The 13053-nt window shown below is 68.1% G+C and carries 11 protein-coding genes; all 11 read left to right on the top strand.

Annotated features, from left to right (window positions below; genetic code table 11):
- The 11 genes from mraY to ACO07I_RS23975 all read left to right on the top strand — a co-directional run bounded on the left by mraY (position 1) and on the right by ACO07I_RS23975 (position 13046).
- Positions 1-1092 carry a phospho-N-acetylmuramoyl-pentapeptide-transferase gene (gene mraY / locus ACO07I_RS23925; protein WP_422011835.1) on the top strand — a complete coding sequence of 364 codons (1092 nt, stop codon included), beginning with the start codon at positions 1-3 and terminating at the stop codon, positions 1090-1092.
- A 3-nt stretch (positions 1093-1095) separates the two neighbouring features.
- Positions 1096-2484 carry a UDP-N-acetylmuramoyl-L-alanine--D-glutamate ligase gene (gene murD / locus ACO07I_RS23930; protein WP_422011837.1) on the top strand — a complete coding sequence of 463 codons (1389 nt, stop codon included), beginning with the start codon at positions 1096-1098 and terminating at the stop codon, positions 2482-2484.
- On the top strand, positions 2481-3608 hold the full coding sequence (locus ACO07I_RS23935) for an FtsW/RodA/SpoVE family cell cycle protein (RefSeq protein WP_422011839.1): 1128 nt from the start codon (positions 2481-2483) through the stop codon (positions 3606-3608). Before murD ends, ACO07I_RS23935 begins: the two co-directional genes overlap by 4 nt.
- A complete protein-coding gene (gene murG / locus ACO07I_RS23940) occupies positions 3605-4732 on the top strand; it encodes an undecaprenyldiphospho-muramoylpentapeptide beta-N-acetylglucosaminyltransferase (protein WP_422011841.1) in 1128 nt (375 codons plus the stop codon). The genes ACO07I_RS23935 and murG overlap by 4 nt, the downstream gene beginning before the upstream one ends.
- Positions 4729-6204: a UDP-N-acetylmuramate--L-alanine ligase gene (murC, locus tag ACO07I_RS23945; RefSeq protein WP_422011843.1), complete on the top strand. Its 1476-nt coding sequence runs from the start codon at positions 4729-4731 to the stop codon at positions 6202-6204. The genes murG and murC overlap by 4 nt, the downstream gene beginning before the upstream one ends.
- Complete coding sequence (gene murB, locus ACO07I_RS23950; protein WP_422018366.1) at positions 6204-7133, top strand: UDP-N-acetylmuramate dehydrogenase; 930 nt, start codon at positions 6204-6206, stop codon at positions 7131-7133. Before murC ends, murB begins: the two co-directional genes overlap by 1 nt.
- Positions 7130-8059 carry a D-alanine--D-alanine ligase gene (locus ACO07I_RS23955; protein ID WP_422011845.1) on the top strand — a complete coding sequence of 310 codons (930 nt, stop codon included), beginning with the start codon at positions 7130-7132 and terminating at the stop codon, positions 8057-8059. The genes murB and ACO07I_RS23955 overlap by 4 nt, the downstream gene beginning before the upstream one ends.
- Positions 8056-8937, top strand: coding sequence for a cell division protein FtsQ/DivIB (locus tag ACO07I_RS23960; protein ID WP_422011847.1), 882 nt, complete (start codon positions 8056-8058; stop codon positions 8935-8937). The genes ACO07I_RS23955 and ACO07I_RS23960 overlap by 4 nt, the downstream gene beginning before the upstream one ends.
- A gap of 40 nt (positions 8938-8977) precedes the next feature.
- On the top strand, positions 8978-10213 hold the full coding sequence (gene ftsA, locus ACO07I_RS23965) for a cell division protein FtsA (protein ID WP_422011849.1): 1236 nt from the start codon (positions 8978-8980) through the stop codon (positions 10211-10213).
- A 149-nt stretch (positions 10214-10362) separates the two neighbouring features.
- A complete protein-coding gene (ftsZ, locus tag ACO07I_RS23970) occupies positions 10363-12114 on the top strand; it encodes a cell division protein FtsZ (protein ID WP_422011851.1) in 1752 nt (583 codons plus the stop codon).
- Between the two features lie 110 nt (positions 12115-12224).
- Entirely contained in the window at positions 12225-13046 is an 822-nt protein-coding gene (locus ACO07I_RS23975) for an outer membrane protein assembly factor BamD (protein ID WP_422011853.1), read from the top strand.
- The last annotated feature ends 7 nt before the right edge of the window (positions 13047-13053 follow it).

Here is a 13053-nt window from a genome sequence, read left to right on the forward strand (position 1 = left end):
ATGTTCTATAATCTTCTCTATCCCCTGGCGGACCAGTTCACGCCCTTCAACCTGTTCCGGTATCTGACGTTCCGATCGATCGCCGCCTTCCTGACGGCGCTCGTGCTGAGCTTCCTGATCGGCGGCGCGCTCATCCGCTGGCTGCGCAGCAAGCAGAAGCAGGGACAGCCGATCCGCGACGACGGACCGGCCAGCCACCTGATGACCAAGAAGGGCACGCCGACCATGGGCGGCCTGCTGATCCTGATCACCCTGTCGGTCGCCACGCTCCTGTGGGCCGACCTCACCAACCGCTATGTCTGGATCGTGCTCGGCGTCACGCTCGCCTTCGGCGCCGTGGGATTTATGGACGACTATCTCAAGGTCACCAAGCGCAACCCCAAGGGCGTTCCGGGCAAGCTCAAGCTCGCTCTTGCGGTCGTGGCCTCCGGCATCGCCGTCTATCTGATCTCCCAGTCCTCGCCGCCGCCGCTGCGCTATGCGCTGGCGGTGCCCTTCCTCAAGGACGTCCTGATCCCGCTCGGCGCGGTGGGCTTCGTGGCCTTCGGCGTGCTGGTGATCGCCGGCACCTCCAATGCCGTCAACCTGACCGACGGGCTCGACGGGCTCGCGATCGGGCCGGTCATCATGGCCTCGGCCGTGTTCGGCCTGATCGCCTATGTCGTGGGCAACTCGATCCTCACCAACTATCTCTATCTGCATCACGTGCCGCGGTCCGGTGAACTCGCGGTGCTGCTGGCGGCACTGGTCGGCGCCGGCCTCGGCTTCCTCTGGTTCAACGCGCCGCCCGCCATGGTGTTCATGGGCGACACCGGTTCGCTGGCCATCGGCGGGGCGCTGGGCGCGGTCGCGGTCGTGACCAAGCACGAGATCGTGCTGTCGATCGTGGGGGGCCTGTTCGTGCTGGAGACCGTGTCGGTGATCGTGCAGGTCCTGTCCTTCAAATGGACGGGCAAGCGGGTCTTCCGCATGGCGCCGTTGCACCATCACTTCGAACAGAAGGGCTGGGCCGAGCCCACCATCGTCTTCCGCTTCTGGATCATCGCCGCCATCCTGGCGATGGCCGGCCTCGCGACCCTGAAGCTGAGGTAACGAATGATCGACCTCGCCATCCTCAAGGGTTCGTCGTTCGTCGTGCTGGGGCTCGCGCGCTCCGGCCTGGCGACCGTTCGCGCCCTCCGGGCGGCCGGGATCGACTGCATCGCCTGGGACGACAGCGCTTCCTCCCGCGAGGCGGCGGCAGAGGCGGGAGCCCGTATCGCCGATCCCGTGACGATCGACTGGTCGGCCATCGACGCGCTTGTGATCAGCCCCGGCATTCCCAGCACGCTGCCAGTGCCGCATCCGGTCGCCGTGGCCGCGCGCGCCGCCGGCAAGCCGATCATCTGTGATGTCGAGCTGCTGGCCCGGGCGCAGCCCGAGGCGCGCTACGTCGCCATCACCGGCACCAACGGCAAGTCGACGACGACGGCGCTGATCGGCCATATCCTCCAGCAGGCCGGCGCCCGCTGCGAAGTGGGCGGGAATATCGGCCGCGGCGCCCTCGACCTCGAGCCTCTCGGGAAGGACGGCCTCTACGTCCTGGAGCTTTCGTCGTACCAGCTCGAGCTCCTGCAGACCTTCCATGCCGATGTCGCGGTCTGGCTGAACATCACGCCCGATCATATCGACCGGCACGGCGATCTCGCGGGCTACGTGGCGGCCAAGAAGAACATCTTCGCCCGCCAGCACACCGGCGACTGCGTCGTGATCGGCACCGAGGACGCATTCTCGCGCGACGTGGAGCGCGAGATGGCGGCACGTCCCGGTATCGCCTGCGTGCCGGTGGCGCTTGACCGCCCGGTGGCCAACGGCATCTCCTATCGCGCCGGCATGCTGGTCGACGCCGACGGCTACAAGGTCGACTTCTCCGACGTGCTCACCCTGCCGGGCGATCACAACGCGCAGAATGCGGCGTGCGCCTGGGCGGTCTGCCGCTGGCTCGACGTGCCGCGCGAGACGATCGTCGCCGGGCTGCGAACCTATCCCGGCCTGCCGCACCGCCAGGAGCGCGTCGCCGCCGTCGGGAACGTCGTCTACGTCAACGACAGCAAGGCCACGAATGCCGACGCGACCGCGCGGGCGCTGTCGAGCTACGACGACATCTACTGGATCCTCGGCGGCCAGGCGAAGGAAGGCGGCGTGGCGCCGCTCGCCACCTACTTCGACCGCATTCGCCATGCCTTCCTGATCGGCGAGGCCACCGCGCTGTTCGCCGGGCAGCTGGAGGGCAAGCTGCCGTACAGCCGCTGTGGCGACCTGCAGTCGGCACTCGACGCCGCGCATGCGCTGGCGCAGCGCGAGGCCGCGGGACACGCCGTCGTCCTTCTGTCGCCGGCCTGCGCGTCGTGGGACCAGTGGAAGAGTTACGAACATCGCGGCGATGCCTTTCGCGCCATGGCGCGGGCTCTGCCGGGGGCCGAGAGTTTGGGGAGGGCGGTTTGATCCAGGTTCCGCGCGACGATCGCAGTGTGATCGGCCAGTGGTGGTGGACCGTCGACCGCTGGTCGCTCGGTGCGATCCTGGCGATCATGGCCTTCGGCGTGATGCTGACGCTTGCGGCCTCGCCGCCGGCGGCCGAGCGCATCGGCGCCGACTCCTTCGTCTTCGCCAAGCGCCAGTTCCTGTTCCTGCCGTTGGCGCTGCTCGTCATGCTGTCGATCTCGCTGGCCTCGCCGCGCCACATACGGCGGCTGGCGCTGCTCGTCTTCTGTGGCAGCATCGTGCTGCTGGCCGCGACCTTCGTGATCGGCATCGAGATCAAGGGCGCGCGGCGCTGGATCTCCGTGCCTGGCCTGTCGAGCGTGCAGCCGTCGGAATTCGTGAAACCGAGCCTCGCCGTGATCTCGGCCTGGCTGCTGGCGCAGAGCCGCACCGAACGGCGCGCGCCGGGCTATCTCCTGTCCACCCTGCTCGTCGGTGGCGTGCTGGCCCTGCTGGTCCTGCAGCCTGACCTCGGCATGAGCGTCGTCGTTGCAGCCGTCTGGGCCGTCCAGCTTTTCGTCGTCGGCCTGCCGATGTGGGTCGCAGGGTTCGGCGCGGTGGCCGGCGCCGCCGGCATGGTCGGCGCCTACTTCCTGTTCAGCCACGTGCGCAGTCGCTTCGACCGGTTCCTCGATCCGTCCTCGGGCGACAACTACCAGGTCAACACCTCGCTCGAGGCCTTCATGAACGGCTCGCTGTTCGGCCGCGGGCCGGGCGAGGGCACCGTGAAGGCGCAGCTTCCCGACGCCCATACCGACTTCGTGATGGCGGTGGCCGGCGAGGAATTCGGCCTCGTCGTCTGCCTGATGATCCTGTGCCTGTTTGCCTTCGTGACGCTGCGCTCGATGTCGCGCGCTTCGAAGGAGACCAGCCTGTTCATCACCCTGGCGGCCACGGGTCTCGCGGTCCAGTTCGGCCTGCAGGCGGCCATCAACATGGCCTCGACCATCCAGCTCATCCCCGCCAAGGGCATGACCCTGCCGTTCATCTCCTATGGCGGCTCCTCTGCACTGGCGATGGCGATCTGCGTGGGCATGCTGCTGTCGCTCACGCGCGAGCATGCCGGCCTCCGGGAGGCCGTATGACGCAAGGCCAGCGTCCCGTGGTCCTGGCGACCGGCGGCACCGGCGGGCACGTGTTCCCGGCCGAGGCGCTGGCCGGCGAGCTCGAGGCGCGGGGCGTGGCCTTCACCCTGGTCACCGATTCGCGGGGCCGCCAGTGGCAGGGCGCGCTGTCGCGGCGGCCGATCCACTACATCCGTTCCGCGAGCCCGACCGGGTCGCCGGTGAAGAAGGTCCTGGCGCTCTTCTCGCTGGCGCTGGGCCTGTTCGACGCCTGGCGGGCGCTGGGCCGCATCGGCCCCTCGGTCGTGGTGGGCTTCGGCGGCTATGCCTCGGTGCCGACCATGGTCGCTGCTCGCCTGCGCCGCATGCCGGCGATGCTTCATGAACAGAATGCCGTGCTGGGCCGCGCCAACCGTCTCGTGCTGGGTGGGGCGGGGCGCGTCGCGACCTCCTTCGCCCGCACCCGATACCTCGACGGGGATCCACGGGCGCAGCTCGTCGGCAATCCCGTGCGAGAGCCCGTGCGTGTGCTGCGCGATTCACCCTACCGTCCGCCGGGCCAGGGGCGGGTGATCGATCTCCTCGTGTTCGGCGGTAGCCAGGGTGCCGCCTCGTTCGGTGAGGTCGTGCCGCAGGCCGTCCTTTCCTTGCCGCAGCTGCTGCGGTCGCGCCTGCGCATCGTGCAGCAGTGCCGGCCGGAGAGCATCGACCGGGTGCGCACGAGCTACGTCAGGGCGGGCGTCGTTGCCGAGATCGCACCGTTCTTCGCCGATCTGCCGCAGCGCATGGCCGGCGCGCATCTGGTGATCGGCCGCTCCGGCGCCTCGACGGTGGCCGAGCTGGCGGCGATCGGCCGACCCTCCATCCTGGTGCCCTATCCCTATGCGGCCGACGATCATCAGACTGCCAATGCACGGGCCTTCGAGGCGACAGGCGCCTGCATCGTGCTGCCGCACGCCTCCTTCACCGCGGCCACCCTGGCGGGTCATCTCGTGTCCCTGACCGAGGAGCCGGAGCGGCTCGCGGCGATGGCGGCAGCGGCTCATGCCGCAGGCCGTCCCGACGCTGCGGCGCGCCTCGCAGACGTCGTCGGTGAGTTCGTCTCGCTTCCCCTTTCGCCTTCATCCACGGGAGTCGCCGCATGAGGGCGTTGCCGCTCGATCTCGGTCTCATCCACTTCGTCGGCATCGGCGGTATCGGCATGTCCGGCATCGCCGAGGTCCTGCACAACCTCGGCTACAAGGTGCAGGGCAGCGACGTCGCCGAGAGCGCCAACACACGGCGCATCGCCGACCTGGGCATGAAGGTGATGATCGGCCACCGCGCCGAGAATGTCGGCAACGCCCAGGTCATGGTCGTGTCGAGCGCGGTGAAGAAGGACAATCCCGAGGTCCTGGCCGCGCGGACTCGTCATGTGCCGGTCGTGCGGCGCGCCGAGATGCTGGGCGAGCTGATGCGCCTGAAGTGGTCGATCGCGGTCGGCGGCACCCACGGCAAGACGACGACCACCTCGCTGGTCGCCTCGATGCTCGACGCCGGCGGCCTCGATCCGACGGTGATCAATGGCGGCATCATCAATGCCTACGGCACCAACGCCCGTCTCGGCGAGGGCGACTGGATGGTGGTCGAGTCCGACGAATCCGACGGCTCGTTCCTGCGCCTGCCGGCCACCATCGCGGTGGTGACCAACGTCGACCCCGAGCATCTCGACCATTACGGTACCTTCGACGCGCTGCGCGACGCCTTCGTGCGCTTCGTCGAGAACATTCCCTTCTACGGCTTCGCCGTCCTCTGTTCGGACCATCCCGAGGTCCAGGCGCTGATCCCGAGGGTCGCCGACCGCCGCATCATCACCTACGGTATCGGCGCCAATGCCGACGTGCGCGCCATCAACCTGAAGCTCGATCGCGGCGGCGCCGATTTCGACGTCATGGTCGAGAATCGCGCCACCAACGAATCGCGCACGATCACTGGCATGCGCTTGCCGATGTTCGGCCAGCACAACGTCCAGAACGCGCTGGCGGCCATTGCCGTCGCCCAGGAGATGGGCCTGCCGGACGACACGATCCGCCGCGCGCTCGCTGGCTTCGCCGGCGTCAAGCGGCGCTTCACCAAGACCGGCGAAGCCCATGGCATCACGGTGATCGACGATTACGGCCACCATCCGGTGGAGATCTCTGCCGTGCTGCGCGCTGCCCGCCAGGCCTATGGCGGCTCGGGCCGGGTGATCGCCGTCATGCAGCCGCACCGCTACTCGCGTCTCGGCGCGCTGCGTGCCGAATTCGCCACCTGCTTCTCCGATGCCGACGCCGTGATCATCGCTGACGTCTATGCCGCGGGCGAAGCGCCGATCGAGGGCGTCAACCGCGACATGCTCGTGGGCCTGGTGCAGCGCGCCGGTCATCGCGACGTGATGCCGCTCGGCGGGCCGGGCGAACTTCCGGAAATGATCTGGCAGATCGCGCGTCCCGGCGATGTCGTGGTCTGCCTGGGGGCCGGCAATATCACCGCCTGGGCGCATGCGCTGCCCGGCCAGATCCAGCAGCTCGCGGCCGAGAAAGCCGGCCCGCGCGCCATCGCCAACGATGCGAGCCCCCACGGCGGATCGGCGGCATGATGGCGCTCGCCACCTCGACGCCCCATCTGATCGACCGGCTGCCCCGGCCGCGCGGCCGCCTGACGGCCGACGCCGCGCTGGGACCGCAGACCTGGTTTCGAGCGGGCGGTTCGGCCGAAGTCCTGTTCAGGCCGGCCGATGTCGAGGATCTGGCGACGTTCATGGCCGCCTTGCCGTCCGACGTGCCGGTCACGGTCCTGGGCGTCGGCTCCAATATCCTGGTTCGTGACGGCGGCGTGAAGGGCGTGGTGATACGCCTGCTGCGCGGCTTCACGGGCATTTCGGTCGAGGACGGTGAGATCGTGGCAGGCGCCGGCGCGCTCGACCTCAACGTCGCGCTGACGGCGCGCGATCAGGCGCTTGCCGGCCTCGAGTTCCTGAGCGGCATTCCCGGCACCGTCGGCGGCGCCCTGCGCATGAATGCCGGCGCCTATGAAAGCGACCTGTCCCAGGTTCTCGTATCGGCCGAAGCGGTCGATCGTGCGGGCAAGGTCCATGCGGTTCCCGCGTCCGCGCTGGGCTTCAGCTATCGTCACAGCGAGGCGCCGGCCGACTGGATCTTCACGGCGGCGCGCCTGCGCGCGACGCCCGGCGACCAGCTGGCCATCGCCCGCCGTATTGTCGAGATCGACGCCGCCCGCACCGATTCCCAGCCGCGTAGCCGCACCGGCGGCTCCACCTTCGTCAATCCGCCGGGCCATAAGGCGTGGCAGCTGATCGACCAGGCCGGCTGCCGCGGACTGCAGGTCGGCGCGGCGCAGGTTTCCGAGAAGCACTGCAACTTCCTGATCAATCTCGGCGAAGCGACGGCCAGCGACATCGAGGGGCTGGGCGAGGAAGTGCGCCGCCGCGTACTGGAAAAGACCGGCGTGCAGCTCGAATGGGAAATCCGGCGTATCGGCGAACCGGCGGGGAGAGCGGGGCAATGACGCGCGTTGCGGTGCTGATGGGCGGCTGGTCGCCCGAGCGTGAAGTCTCGCTGGTGAGCGGCAAGGCCTGCGCCGAGGGTCTGCGCGAAGGCGGGCACGAAGTCATCGAATACGACGTGCAGCGCGACCTGCGGGCCTTGGTCGATTTCCTGCGTCCCGCCGGCGGCGGCGGTCCGGACGTGGTCTTCAATGCGCTGCACGGCCGCTATGGCGAGGATGGCTGCATCCAGGGCGTCCTCGAGATCATGCGCGTGCCCTATACGCACTCGGGCGTGCTCGCCTCCGCCATTGCGATGGACAAGCCGCTGGCACGGCACATCTTTGCCTCGCTTGGCCTGCGCGTGGCCGAAGGCAGGGTGATCGAGCGCCGCTCGCTCGCTTCCGGCGATCCCATGCCGCGCCCCTATGTCGTGAAGCCGATCGACCAGGGTTCGAGCATTGGCGTCCACATCGTGCGCGACGGAGACAATCTGGCGGCTGTCGAGGCGGCGGAGGCGACGTTCGGCGAGCGGGTGCTGATCGAGAAATTCGTGCCGGGCCGCGAGCTCACGGTCGCCGTGATGGGCGACAAGCCGGTCGCCGTGACGGAGCTGCGGCCGCGCACCCGCTTCTACGACTACGAAGCCAAATATACCGACGGCATCACCGAGCACCTCGTCCCGGCACCGGTTCCCGAGGATGTCTACGAGGCGGCCAAGCAGTGGGCGTTCGCGGCCTACCAGGAGCTCGGCTGCAATGGACTGGCCCGTGCCGACTTCCGCTGGGACGATTCGAAGCCCGGCACCTCGGGACTCGTGATCCTGGAGCTGAACACCCAGCCTGGCATGACGCCGCTTTCGCTGGCGCCGGAGCAGGCCAAATGGGCCGGGATCTCCTGGTCGCAGCTCATGACCTGGATGGTCGAGAATGCGAGGCGCCCGACGTGAGCGCGGCGAAGAAGACCGCCACGCCGAAGGCCGGCGCCGCGCCACGCCGCGACTACGATCGGCGCAAGAAGCGCGGGCCGATCCGCAAGACCGGCCGTCCGTTCTGGAAGCAGCCGGTGCTGCTCGGCGCCATCGTCCTGCTGCTGGGCTGCGGCGGTGGCGGCGGCTGGTGGGCCTGGCGCGAGGGATGGCTGGTCGAGGCCCAGAACCAGCTCGATGCGATCTCGCGCAGCGTCGTCGGCGCCATCACGCCGTTCAAGCTGGCGGACGTCACGGTCGAGGGACGCGACTATGTCGAACGCAGCGACATCCTCGCTGCGCTGAACGTGAGTCGGGGCGATTCGCTTCTCGGCATCGACCTCCAGGCCTCGCGCAAGCGTCTCGAGGCGATCGACTGGGTCGAGTGGGCGACCGTGGAGCGCCGCCTGCCTGACACGCTCTATGTCACTATGAAGGAACGCCGCGCCGTGGCGATCTGGCAGAACGGCAACCAGTACACGCTGATCGATGCCAACGGGCGGACGGTGCGCGCGAGTCGCATGCCGCCGGGCGCCGAGACGCTGCTGCTGCTGGGTGGTCCCGGCGCGCCGGACCATGTCGGCGACCTGCTGCTGCTGCTCACCTACGAACCGACCGTCGCGCGGCAGCTCCGCTCCGCCGTCTGGGTCGGGCAGCGGCGCTGGAACCTGATCCTGAACAACGGCGTCGAGATCTGGCTGCCCGAAGAGGACGCCGTCGCGGCGCTGCAGCATCTTGCGAAGCTCGACGGGCAGCACAAATTGCTGTCGCGCGAATTCGGTGTGGTCGATCTGCGACTGCCCGACAAACTTTATCTCAGAAAGCGCAATCCGGGCGACGCGACGCCCGGGCCAGCGTAGAATCAAAAACGGCGAGAGTACGCGTAAGACGGGGGACATCGTGGCGAAGACGAGAAATGGCGTCATTGCAGCGCTCGACATCGGAACGAACAAGGTCGTTTGCTTTGTTGCCCGTGTCGACGGGCAGGGGCTGCGCGTGGTCGGTATCGGCCACCAGCCCGCGCTCGGCATGCGCTCGGGCAACATCGTCGACATGGAAGCGGCGACTCGTGCGATTTCCTCGGCGGTGTCGACCGCGGAGGAAATGTGCGGCGAGCAGGTTCGCGACGTCATCGTCGGCGTGAGCGGCGGGTCGGCCGCCTCGCACAATCAGAGCCTCGAAGTCGCCATCGGTCATCACGAGATCGGCGAGCGCGACGTCCGCCGCGTCCAGCAGCACATCCAGCTTCCCGCCGAGACGGCCGACCGCGACATCATCCATTCCGCCGCCATCGGCTACACGGTCGACGGCACGCCGGTCCGCGACGCTCGCGGCATGTTCGGCGAGCGGCTGGGTGTCGATGTCCATCTGGTGACCGCGGCGAGCGGCGCGATGCGCAACCTGCAGGTCTGTGTGCGCCGGGCCCATCTAGAGATCGCCGACCGGGTGGTCGCCGCGCATGCCGCCGGTCTCAGCTCGCTTGTTTCCGACGAACGCGATCTCGGCGTCACCCTGATCGACATGGGCGCCGGCACGACCTCGATCGCGGTGTTCTACGAGGGCCATCTCGTCCACGTCGATTCGATCCCGGTGGGCGGCGAGCATGTCACCCGTGACATCGCGCGCGGCCTGTCGACGCCGGTCGCGCATGCCGAGCGGATGAAGACGCAGATCGGCCGCGCCGTCATCAAGCCCAACGACGAGTACGACATCATCGACGTGCCGCTGATCGGCGAGGAGGACCGCACGCGGCCCAACCACATCCCCCGGTCGATCCTCGTCGGCATCATTCGTCCGCGAGTGGAGGAGACGTTCGAACTCGTGCGCAGCCGACTGGAAGCGAGCGGTGTGGATAAGTTGGCGGGCGGACGCGCCGTGCTGGTCGGTGGCGGGTGCCAGCTCGACGGCGTTCCCGAAGTCGCTGCCGCGATTCTGAACAAGAAGGTCCGGACCGGTGCGCCGCTCAGGCTGGCAGGCCTCGCGGATTCGACCGGCGGGCCGGCCTTTTCCGCCGCCGCCGGACTCCTGAGCTTCGCGCTCCACAATCACGCGGTCGTGCAGAACCAGCCGGCGTCGAACGAAGCTCCGGCGAGTCGTATTGGCCGGATTGGCAGTTGGATTAGGGATAACTTTTAGGCAATATGTTGTGCGGGATAAGGCAGTTCCCACAGGCTATAGACAAAAAGACAAGAAGAAACCGGTGTCGGTGAAGGGTCTCTAGCGTAACAGGAGGCTCACGCTGTCGCTCCGGGCAGATTACCCCTCGTTTGCGTGGAGAAAACCGAATGACAATCAACCTCAGTCTCCCTCAGACGGAGTCCGAGATTAAGCCGCGCATTACCGTCATCGGTGTCGGTGGCGCGGGCGGAAACGCCGTCAACAACATGATCAGTGCCGCGCTGGAAGGCGTGGAGTTCATCGTCGCCAACACCGATTCGCAGGCGCTCACCCAGTCGCTCGCCGACCGGCGCGTCCAGCTCGGCATCACCATCACCCAGGGATTGGGCGCCGGCGCACGGCCCGAGGTCGGTCGTCAGGCCGCCGAGGAAGCGCTGCCCGAGATCCTGCAGCTCCTCGACGGCGCCAACATGGTGTTCGTGACCGCCGGCATGGGCGGCGGCACCGGCACCGGTGCGGCGCCCGTCATCGCCGCCGCGGCGCGCGAGCAGGGCATCCTCACCATCGGCGTCGTGACCAAGCCGTTCCACTTCGAAGGCCGCCGCCGCATGCAGTCGGCCGAGCAGGGCATCACCGAGCTGGAGAAGGTGGTCGACACGCTGATCGTCATCCCCAACCAGAACCTGTTCAAGATCGCCAACGAGAAGACGACGTTCGCCGACGCCTTCAAGATGGCCGACGACGTTCTGCACATGGGCGTGCGCGGCGTGACCGATCTCATGGTCATGCCGGGCCTCATCAACCTCGACTTCGCCGATATCCGCACCGTCATGGGCGAGATGGGCAAGGCGATGATGGGCACGGGCGAGGCTGAAGGTCCGGATCGCAGCCGCGTGGCGGCCGAGTCCGCCATTTCCAACCCGCTGCTGGAAGATCACTCGATGAAGGGCGCCAAGGGCGTTCTCATCAACATCACCGGCGGCCTCGACATGACGCTGCACGAAGTCGACGAAGCGGCCAACCGCATCCGCGAGGAAGTGGATGGCGACGCCAACATCATCTTCGGTTCGACCTTCGATGCGACGATGGATGGCCGCATGCGCGTGTCGGTGGTTGCTACGGGCATCGCCGCCATGGCCGCCCAGCAGCCTGCGCCGAACTACCTGTCGCTCGACATGAACCGTCCGATCCAGACCGGTCAGCCGGCGCTCAGCCGCCCGGTCGCCCCGCCGGTCGGCCGGGTCGCCATGCCGACCGCTGCCACCGCAGCGCCCGCTCCGGCGATGCCGGCTGCACCCGTCGCGCCGCCGGTTGCCGTCGCGCCGCCAGCCCCGCCGGTCATGGCGCCTGCCCCGGTCGCGGCCGCGCCGGTTGCGCCGATCGTGGCGTCGATGCCGACGCCGGCTCCGGCCTACGAGGCGCCGGTCGAGGCTCCCGTCATGGTGGCGCCGCCGGTCGAGGTCGCCCCGGCGCCTGCTCCGGCGCCCGTCGCCGTCGCGCCGGCCCCCGTCCAGGCGCCTGCGCCGGCTGCGCCGCAGCGTCCCCTGGTCGACGAGAACGACTGGCGTATCAGCCGTCCCTCGACGACCAAGACCCCGGTGCGGGCCGAACATGTCACGCGACCGATGGCCGCCCGTCCGGCGACCGATAATCGTGCGCCGAACCTGTTCCAGCGCATCACCGGCGCTTTCTCGGCGCCCAAGCCCGCGCCGGCCACCGGAGCGGCACCGGCCGAGCCGGTTGCTACTGCCCGCCCGGCAGCTCCGGAGAATGTCGTCGCAGTGGCGCCGAAAGCCCCTGTTGCGCGTCCGGCACCGGTGCAGACCTCGATCAGCCTCGACGTCACGGAGCGTGCGAAGCCCGCCCGCGATGACGACGACCTGCAAATTCCGGCTTTCCTGCGGCGGCAAGCGAACTGACGCAGGAAATTTCTGTTCTCCACGCATCTTCGGAGGGGCCCTGCGGCCCCTCTTTTTTTCGATGGCGCGTGATATAAACCGCCGGCACCGAAGTTTATTGCGGATGGGACATGTCGAAGTTGGTTGTGAGTAAGGGTCGGCGCATCGTGGCGGGACTGGCGCTGTCGCTGGCGGCGTTCGGCCTCGTCGCCTGCGGCGGGTCGGACGACGACAATTACGTCGAGCAGCCCGTCGAGCGTTTGTACAATCGCGGCCTCGATGCGCTGGGGCAGCAGGAGTACAAGACCGCGGCCAAGAGCTTCGAAGAAGTCGACCGCCAGCATCCCTATTCGGTCTGGGCGACCAAGGCGCAGATCATGGCGGCCTTCGCCTACTACCAGTCCAACAAGTACGACGAGGCCATCATTGCGCTGGATCGCTTCATCCAGCTCCATCCCGGCCACCGCGACCTTCCCTATGCCTATTACCTGAAGGCGCTCTGCTACTATGAGCAGATCTCCGACGTCGGACGCGATCAGCGCACCACCCAGCAGGCGCTCGACGCGCTGGCCGAGGTCGTGAAGCGCTTCCCCGAGTCGCCCTATGCCCGCGATTCGCGTCTCAAGGTCGAGCTCTGCATCGATCACCTGGCGGGTAAGGAGATGGCGGTCGGCCGCTATTACCAGACGAACCAGCAGTATGTCGGCGCGATCAACCGCTACCGCGTGGTGATCGAACGCTACCAGACGACGACACACGTGCCGGAGGCGCTGCACCGGCTGGTCGAAACCTACCTGGCCCTTGGAGTGAAGAGCGAGGCCCAGGAGGCCGCGGCCGTGCTCGGCTACAATTTCCCCGGCAGCGAGTGGTATCAGGACAGCTACTTCCTGATGACCGGCGAGGGGACGAGGCCGCCCGACGAGAAGCGCGGCTGGTTCTCCAGCATCTTCTGACGCCGGC

Source organism: Reyranella sp. (genome assembly GCF_965227665.1).
Taxonomy (GTDB): Bacteria; Pseudomonadota; Alphaproteobacteria; order Reyranellales; family Reyranellaceae; genus Reyranella.